The organism is Natrarchaeobius versutus (assembly GCF_041205745.1).
Taxonomy (GTDB): Archaea; Halobacteriota; Halobacteria; order Halobacteriales; family Natrialbaceae; genus Natrarchaeobius; species Natrarchaeobius versutus.
Genome location: NZ_JBGFCC010000004.1, coordinates 29,036 through 53,470 on the forward strand (window position 1 = coordinate 29,036; position 24,435 = coordinate 53,470).

17 protein-coding genes are annotated in these 24,435 nt (G+C 62.9%); 6 read left to right on the forward strand and 11 right to left on the reverse strand.

The annotated features are described in order from the left end of the window. Positions 1–8: 8 nt before the first annotated feature. From AB7C87_RS10340 to glnA2, 6 genes are all read right to left on the reverse strand, one after another. Positions 9–3,542 (reverse strand): molybdopterin-dependent oxidoreductase, encoded by a 3,534-nt coding sequence (locus tag AB7C87_RS10340; RefSeq protein ID WP_369729366.1) that lies wholly within the window; start codon positions 3,540–3,542, stop codon positions 9–11. Between the two features lie 291 nt (positions 3,543–3,833). Continuing rightward, positions 3,834–5,123, reverse strand: a complete 1,290-nt coding sequence (locus AB7C87_RS10345) for a P-loop NTPase (protein WP_369729367.1) — start codon at positions 5,121–5,123, stop codon at positions 3,834–3,836. A 409-nt stretch (positions 5,124–5,532) separates the two neighbouring features. Beyond that, the gene (locus AB7C87_RS10350) at positions 5,533–6,198 is read right to left on the reverse strand and encodes an MBL fold metallo-hydrolase (RefSeq protein WP_369729368.1); all 666 of its coding nucleotides are present in this window, start codon (positions 6,196–6,198) and stop codon (positions 5,533–5,535) included. Between the two features lie 867 nt (positions 6,199–7,065). Further along, positions 7,066–8,421 carry an acetyl-CoA carboxylase biotin carboxylase subunit gene (locus AB7C87_RS10355; RefSeq protein ID WP_369729369.1) on the reverse strand — a complete coding sequence of 452 codons (1,356 nt, stop codon included), beginning with the start codon at positions 8,419–8,421 and terminating at the stop codon, positions 7,066–7,068. 181 nt (positions 8,422–8,602) lie between these two features. Continuing rightward, positions 8,603–9,958, reverse strand: a complete 1,356-nt coding sequence (locus AB7C87_RS10360; RefSeq protein ID WP_369729370.1) for an aspartate aminotransferase family protein — start codon at positions 9,956–9,958, stop codon at positions 8,603–8,605. 151 nt (positions 9,959–10,109) lie between these two features. Beyond that, entirely contained in the window at positions 10,110–11,456 is a 1,347-nt protein-coding gene (gene glnA2, locus AB7C87_RS10365) for a gamma-glutamylputrescine synthetase (RefSeq protein ID WP_369729371.1), read from the reverse strand. Positions 11,457–11,605: 149 nt separating this feature from the next. Between glnA2 and AB7C87_RS10370 the strand changes: the two genes are divergently transcribed. The 4 genes from AB7C87_RS10370 to AB7C87_RS10385 all read left to right on the forward strand — a co-directional run bounded on the left by AB7C87_RS10370 (position 11,606) and on the right by AB7C87_RS10385 (position 16,856). Continuing rightward, positions 11,606–12,508 carry a 5-oxoprolinase subunit B family protein gene (locus AB7C87_RS10370; protein ID WP_369729372.1) on the forward strand — a complete coding sequence of 301 codons (903 nt, stop codon included), beginning with the start codon at positions 11,606–11,608 and terminating at the stop codon, positions 12,506–12,508. Then, complete coding sequence (locus AB7C87_RS10375) at positions 12,505–13,467, forward strand: 5-oxoprolinase subunit C family protein (RefSeq protein ID WP_369729373.1); 963 nt, start codon at positions 12,505–12,507, stop codon at positions 13,465–13,467. Before AB7C87_RS10370 ends, AB7C87_RS10375 begins: the two co-directional genes overlap by 4 nt. Before the next feature lie 221 nt (positions 13,468–13,688). Further along, the gene (locus AB7C87_RS10380) at positions 13,689–15,029 is read left to right on the forward strand and encodes an aspartate aminotransferase family protein (RefSeq protein WP_369729374.1); all 1,341 of its coding nucleotides are present in this window, start codon (positions 13,689–13,691) and stop codon (positions 15,027–15,029) included. 195 nt (positions 15,030–15,224) lie between these two features. Then, positions 15,225–16,856: a TCP-1/cpn60 chaperonin family protein gene (locus AB7C87_RS10385; RefSeq protein ID WP_369729375.1), complete on the forward strand. Its 1,632-nt coding sequence runs from the start codon at positions 15,225–15,227 to the stop codon at positions 16,854–16,856. 64 nt (positions 16,857–16,920) lie between these two features. On the opposite strand, the gene AB7C87_RS10390 is transcribed toward AB7C87_RS10385, so the two are convergent. Beyond that, positions 16,921–18,027, reverse strand: coding sequence for an ABC transporter ATP-binding protein (locus AB7C87_RS10390; protein WP_369729376.1), 1,107 nt, complete (start codon positions 18,025–18,027; stop codon positions 16,921–16,923). A gap of 222 nt (positions 18,028–18,249) precedes the next feature. On the opposite strand from AB7C87_RS10390, the gene AB7C87_RS10395 reads away from it, so the two are divergent. Continuing rightward, positions 18,250–19,770 carry a M20 family metallopeptidase gene (locus tag AB7C87_RS10395; protein ID WP_369729377.1) on the forward strand — a complete coding sequence of 507 codons (1,521 nt, stop codon included), beginning with the start codon at positions 18,250–18,252 and terminating at the stop codon, positions 19,768–19,770. Between the two features lie 100 nt (positions 19,771–19,870). Here AB7C87_RS10395 and AB7C87_RS10400 read toward each other — a convergent pair whose 3' ends face one another. The 4 genes from AB7C87_RS10400 to AB7C87_RS10415 form a co-directional block, all read right to left on the reverse strand. Further along, the gene (locus AB7C87_RS10400) at positions 19,871–20,713 is read right to left on the reverse strand and encodes an ABC transporter permease (RefSeq protein WP_369729378.1); all 843 of its coding nucleotides are present in this window, start codon (positions 20,711–20,713) and stop codon (positions 19,871–19,873) included. Beyond that, the gene (locus tag AB7C87_RS10405; protein ID WP_369729379.1) at positions 20,713–21,462 is read right to left on the reverse strand and encodes an ABC transporter permease; all 750 of its coding nucleotides are present in this window, start codon (positions 21,460–21,462) and stop codon (positions 20,713–20,715) included. The genes AB7C87_RS10400 and AB7C87_RS10405 overlap by 1 nt, the downstream gene beginning before the upstream one ends. A gap of 195 nt (positions 21,463–21,657) precedes the next feature. Beyond that, positions 21,658–22,926: an ABC transporter substrate-binding protein gene (locus tag AB7C87_RS10410; protein ID WP_369729380.1), complete on the reverse strand. Its 1,269-nt coding sequence runs from the start codon at positions 22,924–22,926 to the stop codon at positions 21,658–21,660. A gap of 497 nt (positions 22,927–23,423) precedes the next feature. Further along, the gene (locus tag AB7C87_RS10415; protein ID WP_369729727.1) at positions 23,424–23,894 is read right to left on the reverse strand and encodes an Lrp/AsnC family transcriptional regulator; all 471 of its coding nucleotides are present in this window, start codon (positions 23,892–23,894) and stop codon (positions 23,424–23,426) included. A gap of 371 nt (positions 23,895–24,265) precedes the next feature. Here AB7C87_RS10415 and AB7C87_RS10420 point away from each other — a divergent pair, with 371 nt between their 5' ends. Next, positions 24,266–24,415, forward strand: coding sequence for a hypothetical protein (locus tag AB7C87_RS10420; protein WP_369729381.1), 150 nt, complete (start codon positions 24,266–24,268; stop codon positions 24,413–24,415). Positions 24,416–24,435: the final 20 nt, after the last annotated feature.

The window sequence follows — 24,435 nt, forward strand, 5'->3', positions numbered from 1 at the left end:
TGTCGTCGTTAGTCGTCGGATTCGCTCACAAAGCCGCCGCTCAGGTACTCGTCCATGCGGTCGTCCTCCCCGCTCGGTCGCAACCCTTTTCGGTCCGGCATCCACCGTTCTTCGTCCTCGTCGTGGGCCGCATCTTCGGCCTTCTCGATCTTGACGAACGATTCCTTGGGCGCACCGTTGGCGACGTGGACGTCGGCTTCGAACCCGACGTCGATGTTCTGGCCACCGTAGTTTTTGCGCGCCATGTCGTCGGTCAGCAGGGTCGGTCGGAACCACGTCCGCGTGGCGCTTTGGTGGCTCCCCTGGCGGTACAGTGACGCGTAATCGGTGTCCTCGTTGACCGCCAGCCCGTCGCCATCTTCGCCGTCCGGGTCGTGTGCCTCGACGGTGCCGTGAGAGGCCCCATTTAAGTTCATCCAGCTCCGGGTGACGCCGCGTGGCATCGACGGCTGATAGCGCACGCGCATCTTCGCCCGCGCGTAGTTGTCTTCGTCCTCCGAGTCCGCCCCGCGGTAGGGCCGATCCTGTGGATCGGCGTCGACCCAGACGTAGTCACCGTCGTTCAGCCCCTCCTCACGAGCGTCGGCAGGATTCATCTCGATGTACCCCTCACCGTAGTACGGCGAGCGCTCGTCGTGGCGCTCCATGTCGCCGAATGGCCCCCACCAGACCGCGATGTTCGGCAGGGAGTTGGCGAACGTGTGGGTCCCGTGGCGGTACTTCGGCGTCATATAACTGTAGTCGTAGCCCGCATCCAACGCCTTGAGCGGGTGTTCGGTGTCGGTCAACTCCTTGGGCGTGTAGATCTGATTGCGAACCTGCCGGGCCTCGCTGTCTGCGCCACTGATGTTGTCCTCGTCTTCCCACTCGAGGTCCTCGGGCGTCGCCGGATCTATCACCGGGTGATCGTCACCGGAGACGATGGCGTTCGGCTCGTAGAACGTGCCATCCATGGGCTCACGGTGAAGCGGGATGTTCTCTCCTGCTTCCGCGAACATATCCTCCTCGCGGTAGAACTCCATTCGACCGGTCTTGGTGTACCACGGGTCCCCGTCCTCGGCCTGACGACCGCCGACTTTCTTCGGGTAGGTCTGGGTCTGGATGATCTTCGGGATCCCCTCCTCGGCCTCCGCTAACATCTCGTCGATGTCGTAGCCTTTGACCGTGTTCGAGTGGTCGACGATCCGCTGGAGGTAGGTTCGGGCCGCATCCTCTTCGTTGATGAACTCCCAGTACTCCGAGAACCGGTCGTCGCCGGTGATTTCGGCGAGTTTGTCGGCGACACCGGCGTAGATTTCGGCGTCGTTTCGAGTATCGTAGATCCGATCGATCTCGGTGGTCGGCATCGCCATCACGAACGGGTTCGTCACCGCGGCCGTGATGTCGTTCATGTGGTGTTCGGCCCACGAATCGGCCGGGAAGACGATATCGGAGTACTCACAGGTCCCCGTCCACCACCACTCGTTGGTGAAGAAGGCCTCGATCCGACCGTTCCGGAGCATGTTCTCGATGATGTCGTAGCTCCCTTTCGCGTTGCCAAGAATCGAGTTCGAGCCACAGACCCACAGCGCCTTCGTCGGGGTGAACATGTGCGAATCGCCCATGTGATACTCGCCTTCGACCTTCAGCGGCCGGTCGCCGTGAGAGTACCAGTGAGCCGACTGCATCGTCTTCGTGTTCTTGACGTTCGCCGGTTCGTCCGGATCGAGTTCGATATCGAACGGATCCTCCGAAGACCACTGCCCCCGGCCGTTGAAATACGCGCCACGGTAGTTGCCCGCGTAACTGCCGACGTTGCCGCTGTGTCGACCGACGTTCTTCGTCAGTGACGCGAGCAGGAAGACCGCACGGTCTTTCTGATCCTGGTTCGTGTAGTGGTTTGGCCCCATCCCGGTGAGGATGAGCGTCTGCTCCTGATTGTCCGCGACGTCGCGGGCCAGGTTCTCGACGGCTTCCGGCGAACTCCCGGTAACTTCGGCGACCGAGTCGGCATCCCAGGTGTCGATTAGGTGTTGCTTGATCAGATCGAACACCGGGCGAACCTCTACCGTCTCGCCGTCGACCGTCTCCACGTCGAAGCGTCCCTCGAGACTCGCGGGGACGCCGAAATCGTCGCCGATCTCGTCACGGGAGACGGGCTCGAGTTCGCCCGTCTCGGCGTCGTGGACCACGAAGTCGCCCCACCCGTCGCGAAGGTCCTCGGTGAGGATGTTCTCCCAGACGTCGGTCGTGTGTTCGGGCGGACGCTCGTCGTCGTCGCCGACGACCATCGTCTTCTCTAACTCCGCGGGCTCGTATCCCTCGACGACGTCGCTCGCTCGCAGGAGCTTGTTGTCGTCCATGCGAACGAGCATCGGGAGGTCCGTAAAGCGACGGACGTAGTCCGCGTCGTAGCACTCTTCTTCCACGATGATCTTCGCGGCACCGAGAAAGAGCGCGGAGTCGGTCGCCGGGCGAAGGATGACCAGTTCGTCACACTTCGAGGCGGTTGCGTTGTAGTCCGTGAAGACGCCGGTGACCTTCGTGCCCTTCAGCCTGGCTTCGGTTAGCCAGTGGCAGTCGGCCATCTTCGTCGTCAGGTAGTTGATCCCCGCGAGTACCACGTGGTCGGCGTACTCGACGTTTACGAGGTCGAAGTCGACCGTTTGTTGGCCCGTGACCATCGTATGACCCGGCGGCAGGTCGGTGTGCCAGGAGTAGTTATCGAGGCCGACACCGCCGACCGCCTCGTCGTCGCTCACCCCGCGGATGTGCTGGTCGAGCAACGCCATCTGGTTCGCGACGCGGTACATTCCCTGCAAGCGAATCATGCCGAGCAGGGGCATCCCACCGCGGAACTTCAGCGTCTGCGTGCCGATCCCGCCAGTTTCCTCGACGACCCGCTCGTCGTACTCCTGTGCGAGGAGGTCCTGCAGGCCGCCGTCGCCGGTATAGTGGTCTGCAATGTTGTACATCGCCTGTGCGGCGAGTTCGTACGCGTCGTCGAACGCCATCTCGAGCCAGTTATCTTCGCCCCGATTGGCGTACTCCGCGGGCATCGAGCCGTCGTCGTCGCGCGGGAAGCCGTCTTCGACCCAGTCGCGGAATCCTTCGCGGACCATCGGTGCCTGGACGCGTTGATCGCTGTAGAAGCGCTCGATCATCGCCAGACCCTTGTTACAGACCCGCGGGTCCCAGCGCTGAGTCGCCTGCTCGCCCTCGAGACCCTCGGCCTCGCCGTAGTTCATCGACGGGCCGAGGCGAGTGACCTCGCCGTTTTTGACCGACGCCTCGAGATAGCAGTTGTGGGTGTCGTTGGGCGTACACGTAAGGATGTACGAATCGTCACGGTCCCACACGTCCCGGTAGCGTTCTTCCCAGTCCTCGTTGGGATACTCCTCGAAGGGGTTCATCGGAGTGTCCTCGCCCCCGTTTCCGCCGGCCGTCTCCCGGCCGAGTCGTCGGTACCCCAACAACCCGAGACCGGAGACGCCGGCGATTCCGGCCGCGGCCGCCCCGAGTTCGCGCCGTGATAGCTCGAGGCCGGCGTCGTCTTCGCTCATCGAACCACCTCACGCCGTACGCGCATCTCGCGTTCGGTTCCCGGTCGGCCGATCGACCGCAGTGGGTCCGACCAGTGCGGATTCCGTCGCGGAGATGTGGGTCGTCCCTGTACCATACGTACTCCGAACTGGACGTCCCATCCATATACCCCGCCAGGAGAGTTCCCACGCGTTGGGGAGCGTGAACCGATTTCCCTGCGAATAGTGGTCATTTATACGGGGAGAAGAAACCGCGATCGACGTCCCAGCTGGGCGCGACGAAAGGCGGCCCGTGACCTCGCACAGACTGCCCTACACGGCCGACTCCGATTCGGACGCACGCCGCGGCGACACGTCCGCCTCGAGTTCGACCAGACAGCCGTTCCGACCTAGATCAGTCATCGAGACGCTTACCTCTCGGTCATCACGCGCCAGGCTCCGTCGGACCACCGACCCGAGTTCGCGGGGATCGTCCCGTGTGAGGACGGCCACCGACTCGTCGTGATCGAACTCAGTGATCGCCTGCTGGTGGGCCGTCGAGGGGGGCAGGCCGCGGACGTCGACGGCGTCTGCGGGCGGCTCCGGGTCCGCCGTCGCCTCACAGAACGCCGCGAGCGCGTCCGCGACCGACGCGACCGCCGCTTCGCCGTCGGTCCCGGGATCGGTAAACGACCGCTCGAGCGGCGCTCGAAGCGCCGGATCGAACGGAATCGGCTCGAGGTCGGCGTCCGTCGTCTCCCGAATTTCGCCACGCAGGTCCGCGGCGTCGACGTTGTCGTCGAACGGTCCGTCCGCCCCGACCATGTTCGGGACGACGCCGACCGTCTCCACGTCGTTTGCGGTGAACAGCGCACCGGTGCGTTCGGTTGCTCGAACGCCGGCATCGGTCGGCGTACTGACGAGAAGCGCGCCGTCGACCGGCGCCTGCTGGACGAGCGTGTAGACCGCATCGCCGATCCCCGGTGGCAGATCCACGAGCACAACGTCGCGGTCGTCCCACGCGGCGTTGCCGAGCAGGTCCGTCACCACGTCGTGAACCATGGCACCACGCCAGGCGACCGGCCCGTCGTCGGCGATCAACTCGATACTGACGACCTCGATCCCGTCGGCATCGACCGGCTTCGGGCGACCCGACGGCGTCTGGTGAACCGGCCCCTCCGCACCCAGCAGATCCGGTGCGTCGGGGGCGTGAACGTTCGCGTCGAAGACACCGACCGAACGTCCCGCTTCGTGGAGCGCCCGCGCGAGCGCGGCGGTAACCGTCGTCTTCCCGACGCCGCCTTTCGAACTGGCGACCGCGATCAGCGAGTCGACGCCGGAGACGGAGAGTCCCGACTCCGCGCCGTCAGCCGTCGTCTCGATGCGGACGTGGTCGACCCCGTCGACCGCGAGTCCCGCGCCGCGGAGTTGGTCCGCGATACGGACGGTCAGCGTCCGGTCCAGCCGATCGGTGACGACGGTGAACGTGACGACGCCGTCCGCGACGTCGACCTCCTCGAGTAACTCCTCGCCGATCGGATCGCCGCCGGGAACCTGTACCTCGCGGACTCGATCGACGACCGCACGCCTGATCTCGTCGTCGGTCTGCGGTGAATCGGCCATGCCCGTGCGTAGGAGCGGGGTCGGTATGTGGGCCGATGGGAGTTCCCAGCCCCTGGGAAGACGACCCGGATATAGCGTGTCGTCCGTCGGTTGCGATCATCGCAGACTCGATAAGGCGGGACGAGAGGGTCCCTTACGAGATGGTGAGACGACGGCACTCCCTTGCGAAATGGCGGATCGACGGCCATCTCGTAGGGTTCGGTGTACATCGTCGCCAGTACAATCGCGATCCGCCCGCGAATACACCGCAAATCGGTACACGCCCCTCTCATACGGTTTACTGTCAGTCAGTTCCGGCGCAACCGCCGCCCGGGTCGCGGTTGCAACGGTGGACTCGCTGCACTCCTCCACCGAGACTCGTCTCACACGGTTCGACTCACCGCCGGTAAATCGTTACAGTACATCCGTATCAGAAGGCTTCGACCGAGATCCCGTCGGCCTCGAGGTCGTCCGTAAACGCTTCGACGTCCGTTTCGATCGCCTCGAACGTGTCGTAGTGGACCGGGAGCACGAGATCCGGCCCGACGCTCCGTGAAAACGCCGCCGCCTCGTTTCGATCCATCGTGTAGTGGCCGCCGATCGGCGGGACGAACACGTCCGCCGAGATCGACTCGTGGTGGTCGAGAAAGTCCGTATCCGACGGATAGTAGACTTCAACCCCCTCGAGGGCCAGGACGAGTCCGATCACTTCTCGCTCGTCGTGGAACGGATCGCCGTCGTCGTCGACGTGTGTTCCCGTGGGTTCGTTGAACGCGGGAACGGTCCGCACGTCGATGCCGTCGACCGTCCGCTCACCGTCGTAAGGAAGGTCGACGACGTCTCGATCGAGATCCGACGTGTCGACGGCCTCGTAGACCGCGATCGTCGCACCCGTCGAGGCGACCGCCTCGATCCCGTCGGGATCGTAGTGGTCGAAATCGTCGTGGGTCACGAAGACCACGTCGGCGTCGCTCGGTTCTCCCTCGAGCAGTTCACTCCACGGATCGACGTAGACGACCGTTCCGTCCTCGGTTTCGATCCGTACTGTCGCGTGTCCCGGCCGCTCGAACCTGAGTCCTGCGTACTCGACTGACATGGCATTCGGAGATACGTCAAAGAGTGGCATATAACTCGAGGGCCGGCGCTCTCGGTCCGTTCCTCGCATACGCGGCGAGTCGGCGAGAGATCACGGACGTGCGTTCATCTGTCCGCCCCATCGGCTCCGGTCTGTGGTGTGGGTCTCCGAACCGTCGGGTAGCGGACAACCCGTCTCCCTCGAGTGGGCACCGGAAACCAGATACGCAGAAAGCTAACTTTGGTTAATAGACAGACTCCAAACTATATTTGTGAATTGACTATACGAGGAAAAAGAAAATACGGTAATGTATCTGTCGAACTCACTCTGGTTGGTGAGGAAAAGAGCGCACGCGTCGGCGCGTTCGTACACTCGAGTTGGCCCTCAGACCTGTGGCGGTAACGGACTCTCCGGACGGTAACAGGTGCAGGGTCCGATTTTCGCGCCATGGGTGTCCACTCGCTCGAGGACGAGAGCCGGTGTCGAAGCTGGACTGATACTGGTGGACAGTACGAACGGATCGGCTCTGAAACCGAAGCGAAGGGCTGAAACGGCTACCACGCTCGCACAGCTGTCGTTCGATCTGGTCAGCAATAGCGTCCGTCGCGATCGGCGCATCTCCCGATGTCGAGTGAGGACCGACTGAAGACGGTGAAAACGCCAACTCGAACGGGTGGCTCGGACGGGCTCGAGACCGACACTCGAGCAGTCCATCTCGAGGGTGAATGAGGCCCACCAGATCGCAGTATTGACAGATAATATGGTGTATTTTGAATTTGAAAGCTTCGAAGTATAATAGAGATAAGTATGTTTTGAAGACGCCGTCGGTCGACGCCGAATCACCGACTTCTCGAGGTGCGAACTCGGCCGGTCATCGCGAACGCACTCTCACTCGAGGCCGTCGAACGACTCCTCGAGGTAGTTCGTCGTGTGTCTGTTCTCCCGGAACTCGTTGTCTTCCAGGACGGCGAGGTGAAACGGAACGGTCGTCGAGATTCCGTCGATCTCGACCGCCCGAAGAACGCGCCGGCTCCGGGCGAGGACCTCATCCCGATCCTCGCCGGAGACGATGTACTTCCCGACGAGCGAGTCGTAGAACGGGCTGACTGCGTCCCCCTGATCGATGCCGTCGTCGACGCGGACGCCGATTCCGGTCGGCGGACGATAGGTGCTTACGGTGCCCGGCGTCGGGGCGAAATCCTCGGACGGATCCTCGGCGTTGATTCGAAACTCCATCGCCGCGCGATCGAGTGAAACGTCGTCTTGTGAGAAGGTCACGGGTTCGCCGGCGGCGATCCGAAACTGCTGTTTGACGACGTCGATGCCGGTTGCGACTTCGGTGACGGTGTGTTCGACTTGAATCCGTGCGTTGACCTCGAGGAAGTAGAAGTTGCCGTCGTCACCGCCCTCGTAGAGGAACTCCACCGTGCCGGCGTTGCGGTAGCCGGCCTCCGCGACGCCCGTTCGAGCGGTCTCACAGAGTTCGTTTCGCTCGTCGTCGGTGAGCGACGGCGACGGCGTCTCCTCGATGAGTTTTTGCTGGCGACGCTGGACCGAGCAGTCGCGCTCGTAGAGGTGGCGTGCGTTCCCGTGTTCGTCGACCAGAACCTGCACTTCGACGTGGCGTGGATCCTCGAGGAACTTCTCGACGTAGACGTCGGGGTTGTCGAAGTAGGCGTCGCCTTCCCGCCGGGCCTCCTCGAACGCTGATTCGATCCCGCTTTCGTTCTCGACGACTCTCAGTCCGCGGCCGCCGCCGCCGCCGTCGGCCTTGATCGCAATGGGGTAGCCGTGTTCGTCGGCGAACTCCGTGACCGCCGCCGGAGAATCGACGGTGTCGCTCGTTCCGGGAACGATCGGAACCCCCGCCTCTGCCATGATCGCTCTGGCTTTCGTCTTCTCGCCGAAGTCCGCCATCACGTCCGCCGGGGGGCCGATCCAGACGAACTCGGATTCACCGACCCGCCGGGCGAACTCCTCGTTTTCGGCGAGAAAGCCGTAGCCCGGATGGATGGCGTCAGCGTCGGCTTTGCGGGCGGCCTCGAGGATCGCATCGGCGTCGAGGTAGCTCTCTCTCGCAACCGACGAACCGACGTGGTAGGCGACGTCGGCTCGACGGACGTGTTTGGCGGATTCATCTGCGTCGCTGTATATCGCCGCCGCTTCGACTCCGAGTTCCTGTGCCGCCTGTATTACTCTGATCGCGATCTCCCCCCGATTCGCGACGAGCACTGTCTCGAACATCGGTTGAGTATCGTGCGGAGTGCACTTAATCTATCGCCTCAGTCGGACCAATCGGCGTCACTGCGTGGGCGATGGGTGCGGATCGAAGTCGGCCCACGGCCTACCTCGGACCCGACAGATCGCGTCCGAGTACGATGTCGGTCTGGCGCGGTTTCGACGGGAAGGGAGGACGGTAACCGTCTCACGAAAGCGCCGCGAGGGCGGACTTGTTCGCCTCCACGATGGTATCGACGTCCGCGTCCGTGTGCGCCGTCGTCAGATACCACGCGCTCGTCTTCGGCGGCGGGAGAATCCCCGCCTCGAGGGCGGCGAACCAGTACTGTATCGCGGTGTCGAATCGCTGTCCGCTCCCCGTCCGGTAATCCGTAACGTCGGTGTCGATCCCGAAGTGGACGTATCCGACCGACGGCAGGTGTTGGACGGTCGCCGTGATCCCCTCGTCCCGGAGGACGTCCTCGAACGACGCCGCGATGCGCTCGGAGTGTGCCTCGAGTCGATCGTACGCCTCGGGAGTGAGTTCTTCGAGGACCGCCGACCCGGCGCTGACGAGCAACGGATTGGCGTTGTACGTTCCGACGTTTTCGGTGTTCCCCCGACCTCGACCCTGAAAGCTCATCTCGCGCATGATCTCCGCGTCGCCGCCGAAGGCGCCGGCCGGGAGCCCGCCGCCGATCGCCTTTCCGAGCGTAACGAGGTCGGGCTCGAGATCGTAGTACTCACAGGCGCCGCCGTAGGCGATCCGACAGCCAGTCTTCACCTCGTCGACGACGAACACCGCACCGTGTTCTGCGGCGAGTGAGCTGACGTCCTGGAGATAGCCGTCCCGCGGCTCGACGAGCGTCGCGTACATCGGAACCGGTTCGACGATGATCGCCGCAATCTCTCCCTCGTGGGCGTGGAGGATGGATTCCAGTGCCTCCGGATCGTTGAACGGGGCGACTATCGTTTCCTCCAAAACACTATCGGGAACGCCCGCACCGTTCGGCCGCGGGGTCGGCGCCTCTCGAGTGCCGGCGTCGTCGACTGTGGGCATCGTACTGACGAACACGTCGTCGAAGCTCCCGTGGTAGGTCCCCTCGATCTTGACGATCTTGCTCCGGCCCGTGTAGCTTCGCGCCAGGCGAATCGCGTTCATGTTCGCCTCCGTTCCGGAATTCGCGAGCCGTAGACGGTCGATCATCGGGTATCGGTCGGTCAGCGCGTTCGTATACTCGAGTTGTTTCGGGTACGGATGGCCGTACACCAGCCCCTCCTCGAGTTGGCTACCGACCGCGTTCCTGACGGCCTTCGGGGCGTGGCCCAGCATGGGGACGCCGCCGAAGCAGTTGAACACGTCGACGTACTCGTTGCCGTCGACGTCGCGGATCGTCGACCCGCTCGCGCTCTCGATCGCGAGCGGGTAGGGTTCCACGTAGCGCGGTTGGCTGCCGACGCCGTCGACCAGCCCGTTTCGATTCTCCTCCCAGATCGCCTTCGACCCCGGCGTTCGCTCCCGGTAGTCCGCTTTGAGTTCCTCGAGTACGTTCTGATCCGACATAGATGTGATACCAGAACGGGACGGAACGTAATGATTTGGTCCGATCGGGCGTTCGAGTCGGGTGTGCGGAGCAATCTTCGGACGGTTCGGGCCCTCCCGTCGCTCGCCGCGTGTTCAGAACGCTCGAGAGTGCTCAGAACGGCCGGTCCCCTCAAAACGCCCGTGTGAGCGTCTCGAGTTCCCACTCGGTTGCTTTTCCGGTGTACTCGTTCCACTGACTTCGTTTGACGTCGACGTAGGACTCGAACAACGACGCACCGAGTGCGTCGGCCAGAACCTCGTTCTCCTCGAGCGCCGCGAGCGCTTCGCCGAACGTTTCGGGAAGCCGTTCGATGTCGCGCTCGCTGCGTTCTTCCTCGTCTAAGGCCTCGGGGTTGGTGTCGAGTGGCTCGCCGGGATCGAGTTCGCGTTCGATGCCGTCGTAGCCGGCCGCGAGCAATCCGAGAAGTGCGAGGTAGGGGTTGGCCGTGTTGTCCGCTGGTTTGAACTCGAATCTCGTCGCCGCTTCCGGATCCTCGACGCCCGTAAACGGAACCCTGACCATCGCTTCGCGGTTGTCGATCCCCCAACAGGTGTACGCCGACGCCCACGTGTGCGGCCGGAGGCGCTTGTACGAGAGGGTGGTGGGTGCGGTGAGCGCCATCAACGCCGGAGCGTGTTCCAGAAGTCCGCCGATAAACTGACGGGCCGTCTCGCTCAACGGATAGGACTGATCGTCGGCATCCGGATCGTAGAACTGATTCGCGCCGTCGTCCCACAGCGAGAGGTGAATGTGACAGCCGCTGCCGGCCGCATCCTCGAACGGTTTCGGAACGAACGTCGCTCGGTAGCCCCGGTTCGATGCCACACCCTTGACGGTCTGTTTGAACAGCACGTGGTTGTCCGCCGCCCGAACGCCCTCGTCGTGTTTGACGACGAACTCCTGTTGGCCCGGCCCGTACTCGGGGTAGTAGGTGACGAACTCCATGCCCTGGGATTCGAGTGCCCCCTTCAGATCGAGCACGAACTCGTTCATCGTCTGCATGCCGTTTGGCGAGAAACAGACGCTTTCCTCGAGCGGTTCGAGCCCATCCTCGGTGTGCTCGATCAAGTAAAACTCGCTTTCGAACGCCGCACTCGGCACCGCGTCGATCGTTTCGAGGAACTCAAGGAGCGCCGACCGGGGGTCTGCCTCCCAGACCTCCCCTTCGATCGTTTCCATCGTACAGAGCATCACCGCCGACCGATCGGCGTACGGAAGCTCCCTGAACGTCGTCGGATCCGGTATCAATCGAACCGAGCCGACGGCGCCGAACGGACCGGACGGGGAGAGGTGATCCAAGGCGTTGAACGACTGCATTCCCTTGGTCAGGTTCATCCCGTCGACGAACGTGGATTCGACGTTTTCGGCATCGACGACGTATCCGCGAGGGACGCCGTCGTTGCCGACGTACAGCAGTCGTACGAGTTCGATATCGCCCTCCGTGCACCGCGTTACCACGTCTGCTCTCGAAGGCATGGGGGATAAATTCCGTCCCGTTTATAAAAAGGTTGCTCCGGTTGGCTCGGGAGTAGGTCGGAAAACGACGAACCAGGCGACGGGTTCGTCGCCTCGAGAGGCTGTGTCGGCGACAACTATAATAGATCATCCACTCACTAGCCAACGAGATGGCACCAGAGCGAATCGAACGTCGAACGCTCCCGACTCCAGACTACGAGTACGGCGGTGACGACCACGTCTTCGTCGAACTCGACCGGGAGATGAGCTTCGACGCCAACTTCAAAGCGATGGCGATCACCCAGCAACTTCGCGGGGACGACCCCGACGGCGTCGTCGAGATCTGTCCGGCGAACGCGTCGTACATGATCCGGTTCGATCCGGCCGTAATCGGACCCGACGAACTGATCGACCGTCTCGAGAGCTTAGACGAGGAGATCGACATCGAAGACTACGAGTGGGACGCGCGCGTCATCGACTTCCCGGTGTTGTACGACGACCCGTGGACCCACGAGACGCTGATGCGGTTTCGCGACCGCCATCAGGACCCCGACGCGACGGATCTCGAGTACTCCGCGCGGATCAACGACTTCGACGGACCCGACGCGTTCATCGAGGCCCACGCAGGAGCCCCGCATATGGTGACGATGATCGGGTTCGTCCCGGGTCTGGCGTGGTGTCATCAGATGGTTCCCCGCGAGGAGCAGATCGAGGTCCCGAAGTACGTCCGTCCGCGAACTGACACGCCCGGACGGGCGATCGGCTACGGCGGCGCGTTCACGACGCCGTATCCGGTCCAGGGGGCCGGCGGTTACCAGCTGTTCGGACGGACGCCAGTGGAGGTACTCGACGTCGATCAGGAGCTTCCCGACTTTCAGGAGTCGATCGTGTTCCCGAACCCGGGAGACATCTTCAACTTCCGGCGGATCGACCGCGAGGAGTACGATCGCATCCGTGAGGACGTCGAAGACGGAACGTTCAGACACACCTACGAACGTGTCGAGTTCGCTCCCGACGACTTTTTCGCCGATCCACACGGCTACAACGAACGGCTCGTGGAGGTGGTCGAATGAGCCTCGAGATCGTCGGCCCCGGGCTCTCGACGACGGTACAGGACGACGGCCGATTCGGTCACTACCACATCGGAATGCCCCCCTCCGGCGCGATGGACGGCTTCTCTCACGCCGTCGCGAACTATCTGGTCGGCAACGACGAGACCGCCGCGACGCTGGAAATGACGTACAACGGCGCCGACGTCCGGTTCGAAGCCGACACGACGATCGCCATCGCCGGCGCGGGGATGTCGCCCGAACTCGACGGCGAGGCGATCCCTTCCTGGGAGTCCGTCGCCGTCGAAGCCGGACAGCTCCTCACCACGTCGTTCGCCGAGAACGGCGTTCGATCGTACCTCGCGGTCGCCGGCGGCGTCGATACCGAACCGCGGATGGGGAGTCGCTCGACGTACGAACTGATCGGCCTCGGCGGTCACGAGGGCCGATCGCTCCAGGAGGGGGACGTGCTCCCGATCGGAGACGCAGATAACGAGGTTCGAGCAGGTAGATCGGTTCCCGACGCCGACGTCCCGGCGTACGACGACGGGAAGACCCTCCGAGTCATCATGGGGCTCTGTGAGTATCGGCTCACCGAGGAGAGCAAGGCCGAGTTTCTGTCGGCCGAGTGGACGGTGACGCCGGAAGCCGATCGAATCGGCTGTCGCTTCGACGGGCCGGACATCGAGTTCGTCGAACGCGAACAGCCCTTCGGCGCGGGCACCGACCCCTCGAACGTCGTCGACGTCGGCTACCCCGTCGGCTCGATCCAGGTTCCCGAACAGCCGATCGTCCTCACGAACGACGCCGTCACCGGTGGCGGCTACGCCACCATCGGCACGGTCATCAGTCCCGACCGGGATCTGCTGGCTCAGTGTCGGACCCACGAGTCGGTCGGCTTCGAGTCGGTGTCCATCGAAGCCGCCCTCGAGGCGAGAGAGACCCATCAGCAGACACTCGAGCGGATTCGCGACTCGCTTTGAGACGATCTACTGTAAGCCATTTTCGGTGCGACCGCGACCCGTCGTGCGGTCGCACCGGTAAATCGTTACAGCAAACCGTATGAGACGGTCCGCTGTCCGTCGGTACCAGTGAATCACGACCTCGCTATGATTTTACCGGGAAACTGTTACAGCAATCCGTATGAGCCGGGCCGAGACGGCTCGAATTTATACCGTTGAACGCACATGGGTCATGTAGACACATGACAAGCGACGACGACCCAACTGCGTCGAGCGAAGACGAATCGGCCGCGACGAGTGAAGCCGAGTGGCTCCGCCGAGACGCCGACGCGATCGCCGAAACGATGAAGATCCGGTTCTTCCCGTTCGCACTCGAGAGCCAGGAGGGAAGCGTTCTGACCGGCGTCGACGGTGACGGCTGTATCGACTTCAGCGCGGCCTGGGCGGTGGCGAACACGGGCTATCGACACCCGACGGTTCTCGAGGAGGTTCGCGAACAGCTCGAGTCGGCTTCGACGAACTCGCCGCTCTCGATTCCCCACCCTCCGCTGGTCGAACTCGCCGAGCGACTCGTCGAACGCGTCCCCGGCGAGTTCGAGAAGAAAGCGTGGTTCGGCCACTCCGGTTCCGAAGCCGGCGATCTGATCTGGAAGCTACTCGCCGACGCCGACCGCGGCGACACCGTGCTCACGTTCGGCGGGAGCTACCACGGACAGACGATGGGGGCCGCGACGCTCTCCGGCCACGCCGCGACCGGCGACGACGCGTCCGACGACGTGGCCATTTGCGACTTTCCGGGGACGAAGCCGGGAATCGACGCGGAAACCGCACTCGAGGGGGTCGACCGAGCGTTCGACGAGAACGACGTCGCCGGCGTGATCACCGAACCGATCCAGAGCGATGGCGGGATCTACGATCCGCCACAGGGATTCCTCGCCGCCCTCGAGGAGCGCTGTCGCCGCCAGGACGCCTACTTCGTCGTCGACGAGACGAAAGCGGGCCTCGGCCGAACGGGGACGTTCTTCGCGTTCGAGCGCGACGGCGTCACTCCCGACGCGGTGATGATCGGAAAGCCACTGGGCTCCGGGCTCCCGATCAGCGCCGTCGTCGGCCGGGAAACGCTTCTCGACGCGCTCCCGGCCGGCCACCTGATGACGACCGCCGGGAACCCGCTCTCGGCGGCCGCCGGGCTGGGAACGCTCGACGCCCTCGAGTCGGACGGTCTGGTCGATCGAGCCGCGACGATGGGTGATCGACTCCGGGCGTTGCTCGACGAACGCGTGGGCGATCACGAGTGCGTCGCGGACGTCCGGGGACGCGGACTAATGCAGGGCGTCGAACTTCGCGACCCAAGGGGCGACGATCCGGCAGGCGTCACCGCCAAAACGGTGTACAGGGCGCGCGAGCGGGGACTGATCGTCTTCTACGTCGGCCTCGAGTCGAACGTTCTGGAGATTACGCCGCCGTTGACGATCGAGGAATCGGAGCTCGAACGCGGCGTCGATCGGCTTGCGGCGGCCATCGACGACGTTCGCGACGGCGCGGTCGACGACGAGACGATCGCCCCGTATGCGGGTTGGTAAGGTCGTGTTGTATGCGGGATGGGAAGACCACGCCGTTTGCCGGTTGGGTCGCCCCGCCGTATTTTGCCGCCGAGATTCCGTCGTGTGTCGACCGGTCCGGTCTCCCGGTCAGCGGGCCAACGACGGTGACGATACCGATTTCGTCGGTTTGACCACCGCAACCTTTACTTTCGGCCGACCGGAATCTGTAGAAGAATGACCGACCCGGAACTGTCGGAGCGGCTCGTCCGCGAAGGGGTCGTCGAACTCGGGGATCTCTGTGCGTCGAGTCTGGGCCCGTTCGGCGGGGAGACGTTGCTCGAGACCGACGAGGAAACGCTCGTCACGAAGGATATTCACCGGCTGATCGATCACCTCGAACTCACGAACCCCGGCGCGCGACTCGTCGCGAGCGGCGCCGTCGAACAGAAAGAGCGAATCGGGGACGGATCGCTCACCCTGATCGTCCTCGCCGCGGGGCTGATCGAGCGAGCCGGGGACCTCCTCGAGGACGGGTTCAGTCGGAGAACGATCGAACAGGGCTATCACCGGGCGGGTCGGGCGGCCGTCGACGTGCTCCCGAAACACGCCCGTCCGGTCGACGGCGGAATCGAGGACCCCCGGATCGAGGGCGCGATTCGGGCGGCGTTCGCCCGCCGGCTCGCAACCGACGACTCGCTCGTCGACGCGGTTCGAGACGCCGCAGATCTCGTCTCGAGCGAGCGACGCGACAGGAACCGAAACGGCTTCGAGGATCTGATCTTCGAGGTGAATCCGGAACGCGGTGGGCCGCCGGTCGAACTCGTCCGCGGGGTGGTGCTCGAACGGGAGCCGGTCGATCCCGAGATGGCGACGACAATCGACGCGCCCCGGATCGCGGTCGTCGGCGGCGGGAAGAAGGCGGGGACGGGCATCGAGACACGAGACCCGCGTCGGGCCGGCGGCCGATCCGGCAAGGGTCGGACGTCCGTCTCGTACGACCCGGACACTCCAGCGGCCCTCGAGACGTTCAGCGAACGCGAGTCCGCGGACGTCGCTCGACAGGTGCGAGCGCTCGAAGCGGCGGACGTCGACGCGGTCTTCTGTACGATGGGCATCAACGACGAGGCGAAGTCACAGCTCCAGGCCGCGGGGATCACCGCGTTCCGCCGGCTCACTTCGGGCATGGCGACGCATCTGGCAAACGCTGTCGGGGGATCGATCGCGATGGAGGTTCGACTGCTCGAGCCCGAGATGGTCGGGACGGCCGGTCGACTCCGGACGTTCGAGGAAGACGGCGACACGTACGTTCGCGTCGACGGCTGTCGGGACGGCGTGGTCGGCACCCTCCTGTTTTCGAACTCGATCGGCGAGATCTCCGCTGAGGTCGAACGCGACGTTCGAACCGCGATCGTCGCCGCGCTCGGTCTCGTCGACGGCGGGAGCGTGGTTCCCGGCGGCGGCGGGATCGAAACCCGCCTCGCCGCGGCCGTCCGTGACGACGCGCGCGGAACCGACGACCGGCAGGCGATCGCGATGGCGGCGTTCGCGGACACCCTCGAGGACGTCCCGCGGGCGCTGATCGATAACGCGGGGAAGGATTCGCTCGACGAACTGACCGCGCTCCGGGCGGCCGGGGGGTCGAGTGGTTTCGACTGTTTCGCCGGGGAAATCGTCGACACCGATCCGAACGGACCGTTGCTTCCCGAACGCGTGGTCAGGACGGTCGTCGAATCGGCGACGGAGGTCGCCTGCACGCTCGTTCGCGTCGACGACGTGCTCCCCGCGAATCGACCGGAGGAGTCGGCCGTCGACGAAATCGATACGACACCGGATCCGGAACGCGATTTCGCGTGGCGGCGGTCGTAACTTCGACTCCGCGAGATCGGTCTCCTCAGCGAAGGCCGGTCGGAGAAAACCCGTTGCAGACGGACTATCGCAACAGTTTTGCAGTGGATGGTTCGAACCCGACCGTGACGCTCGAGCCCTCCTCGATCAACGTCTCGCCGGTCGTCTCGTGAGCGTGGAGCTGTGAGCCGTTCTCGAGTTCGAGGACGTACTGCGTGTGTGGACCCTTGAAGACGGTGTCGGCGACGACGGCTTCGTTCGCGTTCGCGGCCTCCGCCCCGATCACGACCTGCTCGTTCGGGACGAAAAAGCCGATTTCCTCGCCCTCTGCGGGGACGTCGGCGATGCCGGCGGTCGAAACTCGGTACGTGATTCCCTCGCTCTCGATTACGAGGTGTTGGTCACTCACATCCGTGACGGTGCCGCTGATGATGTTCGAGACGCCGAGGAAATCCGCGACGAACTCGCTGTTCGGGTTCTTGTAGATGTCGAGCGGTTTGCCGACCTGTGCGACGTCTCCGTCGTGCATGATCGCGATGCGATCGCTCATCGTAAACGCCTCCTCCTGGCTGTGCGTGACGAACAGGAACGTCTTGTCGACGGTCTGTTGGAGGTTCTTCAGTTCGATCTGCATCTCCTTCGAGAGCTTCTCGTCGAGCGCACCGAGGACTTCGTCGAGCAACAGGACGTCCGGCTCGACCACGAGACTTCGAGCCGTCGCGACGCGCTGGCGCTCACCGCCGGATAGCTCCGTGACTTGCCTGTCTTCTTTGCCGGCCAGACCCATCATCTCGAACATCTCGCCGGCGCGCTCGGCACGCGTCTGCTCGTCGACTCCACGGAGCATCAGGCCGTACTCGACGTTCTCCTGGGCGGTCATGTGCGGAAACAGCGCGTACTCCTGGAACACCATACTCGTGTTGCGATTGTACGCTTTCACGTCGTTGACCCGCTCCCCTCTGATCCGGAGTTCGCCGCTCGTCGGCGTCTCGATGCCGGCGATCAGCTGTAACAGCGTCGACTTGCCGCTTCCGGACGGGCCGAGAAGCGTAAAGAACTCACCCTCACGAATGTGCAGGTCCACGTCGTCGACGGCGACGACTCCCGGATACTCCTTTCGAAGATCCTCGAGTTCGATAATGTCGACCGTACTGGACGCACTCGACGCCCCGGTAACCGGTTCTGAACTCATCGATACGCATAGAACGTCCGTGTGACGTAATAACGTTTTCCCTGGTAACAACTGACAATTGGCCTGAGAGCCGGCCGACCCGTCACAGATACCGCCGGACGGGCCGACTCGAGGATCGGTCGCTCGACTGTCCGTCGTCGGGAGGGACGCTCTCGCGGTCAGGTTGTCGTCGAGTTCCAGCGGAGACGAGAGATTGAAACCGTTGGACCGAAAGAGAGAGGTATGACTCGACAGTTATCGCAATCCGAGCGAACGGTTCTCGATGCGGGTACGGAATGGCTCGACGCACACGAGGAGGCGTTGGTCGACCTCCTGACCGAACTCGTCGCTCGGCCGAGCATTACGGGACGAGAGGGGAGACGCGACGACCCGGCGTCCACTGTTGGACACCTGGTGGCCGCCCTCGAGGAGCAGGTCGACCGAACCGACGTCGTCACCGAGCGCTTGCCCGACGAGTGGGAGTACCGCGATGGGGCACACCGCGAGAATGTCTACACCGTTCTCCAGGGCGGCGACGACGGCGCGCTCGTCTGTACGAGCCATACGGACGTGGTCTCCGCTGGAGCGCCGGATAGCTGGCCCGACGACGACCCGTACTCGATTCAGCGGGGGACGGTCACGCGCGTCGGCGAGACGACGATCGAACTCGATGTCGCTGGCGACCGGTTCGAACGCGAGGTCCGTGCGGAACTCGCCCGGTCGTGGGATCGCCGTGGCGTCGGCGACGGTCGGTCGCTCGAGGCGTTGGTCGGGCGGGGCGTCTACGACAACAAGGCGTCGATCGTCTGTCTCGTCGGCTCGCTTCTGGCACTCGAGGCGGCGCTGGACGACTCCCAGACCCTGGGTGGCGACCTCGTCCACGGACACCTCGTCGACGAGGAAGTTTACCAGGTGGGTGCAAAGCGGATGGTCGGCTGGGACGGACGCGAGGGATGGCTCGACGAGCAATACGACGGCTACGACGACTTTCGAGCCGTCGTCCTCGAGGGATCGTACGGGTTCGCCCCCGTTATCGGACACCGTGGACTCGTCTGGCTCGAACTCGAGGCGACCGGCGAGGCGGCCCACGCGTCGACCCCGGATCTGGGACGAAACGCAGTGGTGGGGATGGCGAAGGCACTCGCAGATGCGGACGACCCAGCGTACGCGAACGCGGTCGCCGAGCAGTTCGTCGAGGATCGGTTACTCGGCGAGACGACGGTCGCCCCGGGGACGACGGTCGTCGGTGGAGACGTTCGAGCCGTCGAGGACGGATACGTCGATCGAGGCGGTCTCAACGCGATTCCGGAGTGGTGTGAGGCGACGTTCGACGTCCGAATCCCACGATGGGAGGGGTTCCCCGACGGGGTCGACGAGGTCCAGGCGGCGTTGTGTGAGACGGTCGAGCGACGAGCGAGGGCCGCGGGCGGCGTCGAGTTCTCCGCGAGGATCCCCGAACACGGGTTCTTCCCGCCGGTCGCGCTGGCGGACGACCGCGAGGAGGCTGGATCCCACCCGCTCGTCGAGACAGCTATCGCCGCGGCGACGGCGACTGCCGGTTACGAGCCGGCGATCGAAGTCGCCCCCGGCGCGACCGACGCCGCGTTCGTCTATCACGGTACGCACGCCCCGACGCTCGTCGAGTACGGACCCGCGGGAGCCCTCTCACACGAACCCCTCGAGTTCGTCGAGCGCGAGCACGTACTCACCGGGGCCAAGGCGATGCTCGAGTTCGCCGTTCGCGAACTCGGGGTCCTCGAGTGAGCGGCCGAGACGAGAGGGATGGATTGGCGGAAGTCCTCGGTCTCGGACGTTTCGAAGGGGGAAATTAGTGCAAAAGAGGAATTGGTGGAAAGGAGAACGTTCACTGGGCGTGATAGAGGTAGAACGAGCCGATTCCGATGAGCAACAGCGAGAACATGACCGTGGCGCCGGAGAGCGCGAACAGTTCCGGTGACTCGGTCACCTGAATCTGGGCCCAGACGTACGTCGGGATGGTGGTGAGTCGACCCTGTAGGTAGAAGGTTCGTGCGAACTCGTTGAACGAGAGCACGAAGCTGAAGATCACCGCGCTGATCAACCCCGGTTTGAGTTGCGGATAGACGACGTACCGGAAGGTCTCGAACTCGTTTGCACCCAGGTCGGAACTGGCGAGCAGGTTATCCTCCGAGATACTCGACATCGTCGTCAACAGCACCAGAAACGCGAACGGAAGCGCCCAGATGATGTGTCCGATCGCCTCCCTGGCGAAGGCGTAATCGAAGTTGATCTGCTGGAAGATAATCATGAGACTCACACCCTGGACGATTCCGGGGAGGAAAAGTGGCAGGACCAACGCCGCGATTATCAGCCGCTTTCGCTCCGAGCGCCGGTACGTGAGAACGGCACAGAGAGCCAAAATCGGCGTGACGATCGACGTGATCACGGCGAGAACGATCGTCCGACGGATCGCACCGAGAAGCTCTCCACTGGCGAACATCGCCTCGTACTTCATGAGCGAGAACGATTGTGGGATCCGGATGAACGAGGCCCCGTCGAACGAGATCAACACCAGAAGCACTGGTGGTGCCAGAATGTAGAGGACCCAGAACGCGACGAACCCTTTCCAGAACCAGTCTTTCCACCGGTCTCGTTGGACGGACAGGACGTCGAATCGACTCACGCCATCCTGCTCGAGCGGCCGTGCAGTACGTTCATCACCCGCCATCAGATCTCACCAACGATTTTCAGGCCGAATATTCGCTCCCAGATCGCCAGTACGAGCAACGCCATCAACAACATGACGGTGCTGATCGCGCTGGCCAACGGGAGATTGAGCGAGTTGACCGCGTTGTCGATCACGGAGGAGACGAACCCGACGTTGCCGCCACCCAGTATCACCGGCGTCGCGCTCTCACCGAGGACGCCGACGAAGACGAAGACGGCACCGATGACGATTCCGGGCATCGAGAGCGGGAGAACGACGTGGCGGATCGTCTGTATCGGCGTCGCTCCCAGATCGGCACTGGCCGAAAGCGTCTCGTCGCCGATTCGCGCCATCGCGAGCCACGCCGGAAACACGACGAACGGAATGTACGACGCGGGAAGACTCACGTGAACCGCAAACTGTGAGTACAGGAACCAGCCGATCGGTCCGTCCGTAATTCCGAGCGTCATGAGGGCGCTGTTGAACACCCCCTGGTTGCCAAGAAAGCCGATCCACGCCATCGCCCGAAGGATGTAGCTCACGAAAAAGGGAACTGCAAACAACAGCAACAGCGGAAACGCGTACTTCGAGCCTCGCATACGGATACCCGTATAGTACGCGATCGGGAAGCCGAACGCGACGGCGATGACGACCTGAAACGCCGCCGCCGCGACCGTCTGGAAGAAGACTCCAAGTTGATACGACGTGAAGAACTCCACGTAGTTCTCCAGCGTAAACGAGTACTCGACGCCGAACAACGTCTGCGTCATGAAACTCCAGATCACGACCGCCAGAAGCGGAAGAAAGACGAAAGCTAGCAGAACCCCGACCCAGGGCGCAACCAGAACCGACTGCCGGAGTCGGTCGTTTCGGAGAAACGGTCGTATCGGTGCCGGTGCTCGATCCACCGCGGACGCGGATCTGTCGGTTACTTTCGTGGACATAAATCGTACGTTTGAGACCACTTACGTGGTCAGCCGGTCCCATTCGGTGTTGACGTAGTTGAAGATCTCCACCGACGGGAAGTTGTCGCTGAAGACGCTGTTCTCGTGGCGAAGCCGATTCTCGAGGACGTCCTCGTGGACGGATTCGATCGCGTCGGCATCGTACTCCTCGCTCTCTTCGGCGTACTCGATCGCGCGTGGCGTCGCCGTGAGATAGCCCGTTTCGGCGGTGACGTCCGCGCCGTAGAACCCGTCCATCAGCCAGCTGACGAACTCCTCGACGGCGCCTTCTTTCTCGACACCCGCAGTCGTCATCCACGGTCCGTGGCTCCAGACCGCATACCCCTCGTCGGGCTCGAGGTAGTAGGCATCCATTCCCTCGTTACGGAGGGCGAAGACGACCGGCTCCCACGTGTCCATCGCGTACACTTCCTCGGAAGCGAGCAGATTGACCGCCGACTCCCAGCCGCTCCAGAACGTTCGGAACTGCCCCTCGTCGTGTTGCTCCTCGAGGAAGCCGATGACGGTGTCGATCGTCTCTTCGTCGGGCTGTTTGATCTGTTCGACCGTAATGTCGGCCATATCGTTGAACGCCAGATACTGTGCGGTCTTGGGAAACGGCATCGACCAGCCGGCTTCGAGCGCGGTCTGTCCCGCGAACTCGTCGTCGAAGAGTATGCCGTAGGACGTTACCTCGTTCGGTCCGCCGACGTGCTCTTCCAGGCAGACGACCGAGTCGCCGTTCATCAGACTCGTCAGCGCGAACTGTTCGCCGTCGATTTCGGTGTACTCGTTCTCCTGGACCTCGGGATACGCTTCCTCCCAGAGTTCCAGGCTCTCGAGGTCGGTTCGATGAATCGCATCCTGTTCGGCGACGGTCGAGGTCAACGTCGAATCCATCTGGACGATATCGTAGTCCTGATCACCACCACCCGACACGAGGCGGTTCATCACTTGCCCCTGACGCCACGGGGCCGAGGATGCTTCGACCGAGATACCACTCCCGTCCTCGAAGTCGTCCCAGCCACTCGGCGGAAACGCGGTGTCGATTCCCCAGTAGATGAGGTTGTCCGCCATTGGCTTTTCGTCGTCTCCGGTCTCTCCGGTTTCGTCACTGCCGTTACCGTCGCCGTTGCCCGCGCCGTTCCCATCGTCTTCTTCCCCTAAACACCCGGCCAGGCCACCGACCATGCTCGCGCCGGCGAGCGTGCCGGCACCCTTGAGAACCGAGCGTCGCGGTCGTGAATCGTTCCCCTCACTGTCTGAACCCGTTGTTGGAGACCTGCTCATTGTCACGGTGTCACAAAGCATAAACACCTCTACTAAGACAAATAGCTTTCGGGAAATGGGATCTGATTGCCAGGAACCGGCGGACGGATCTCGATACTGGGACAATCCTCGAAAACGAAGTCGGAAATCGACGATACGACAGTAATACTATCCTGTATATATACTTCTGCACCATACACCGGAGTATGTTGGAGATGGTGGATAAAATTCGGAGAATGTTGGATACCGTCCACGAGATTGGTCCGTAATGGGATCTTCTACAACGGCCCGCTTCACGTTATATGTGATCACACACCACATCGGATCTGATACTAAATTACGAGAGTACATCTGTAATTTCTCGTCCGAATCATTCTGGCGGTTACCGGTCGCTTCCTCTCAGGATAGTGTGAACGATTCTCTCCCGCCGTCACGGAGGTCCTCGAGCCGTCGGGTGGTCTCCGATTACTCGTCACAACAGCCCACGAGAATGTCCACACGCCGTGGTGTCTTCGGCGTTAGCGCAACGACTCGAGGGAATAGTCGTTGAGCGGGTTCGGTTCGTCCTTTATCGTCATGATGACGAACTTGGAACTCACGCGACTCACCTCGGGGATCGACTCGAAGTCGTTGACGAGACGATGGACCATGTCCCGGTTGGTCAGGTGAGCGATGAGGACGAAGTCGACGTCGCCGAGGGTAAAGTACACCTTGTTGACACCCTCGATGTTCGCGAGTTTCTCGCCGACCTGCCCCTCGGTTAACTCGCCGTACTCGGCGACCACGTCGGAGATCAACGTTAGTTTCAGTCCGGCCTTTTGGATGTCGATATCCAGGAGATCGTTCCTGATGATGCCATTTTCTTTGAGCTTCTCGATCCGGTAGTGGATCGTCGAGGTCGGAATACCCGTCTCCTCGTGAAGCTCTTTGACGTTCCCAGTTCCCAGAGAAGCGATCGCCATGAGTATCCGCAGATCACGTTCGTCCATGTCGGTCGTGTGTTGTTGGTCCATGAGTACTGCTGAATCGTCCGTATTAGGAAACTCCCTGAAAAATATGTTTCGCCCACGCTGGGGATGTGGTCCGGTCAGCAAGCCGAACTTCTCGAACTCGAGTAGTAAATCTCCACTCCTCGTGGTCTCAGACGGACTGCTGTCACCGTTTACCGGCGCGGCCCTAAGACGGGGCGCGGTCGGACAGAAGCTGGACGGCAGACGTGGTCACACCGGAACCGACGGATGGCAGATTGTCACACGCGTTACACCCAACAGTCAACAGTTTGGCCGGTCGGCCAGCCGTTTCTCCGTAACATTCAATAGCTCCTGTGAATAGGTACCATACGGACACCGAGTGGTAGATAATGGCATACAGTGACTACGCAGAGAGCGGAACCAAGTGTGCGTTGTGCGGGAAGAAAACGTTCGGGCAAACCATCTCGGTCGACGGCGAGGAGGTCTGCTCGAGTTGGTGTGAGACGGAGTACGAACGGCGTTCCGGGGAGGGGTCGTGATCGTGACGACGGACGGGCGC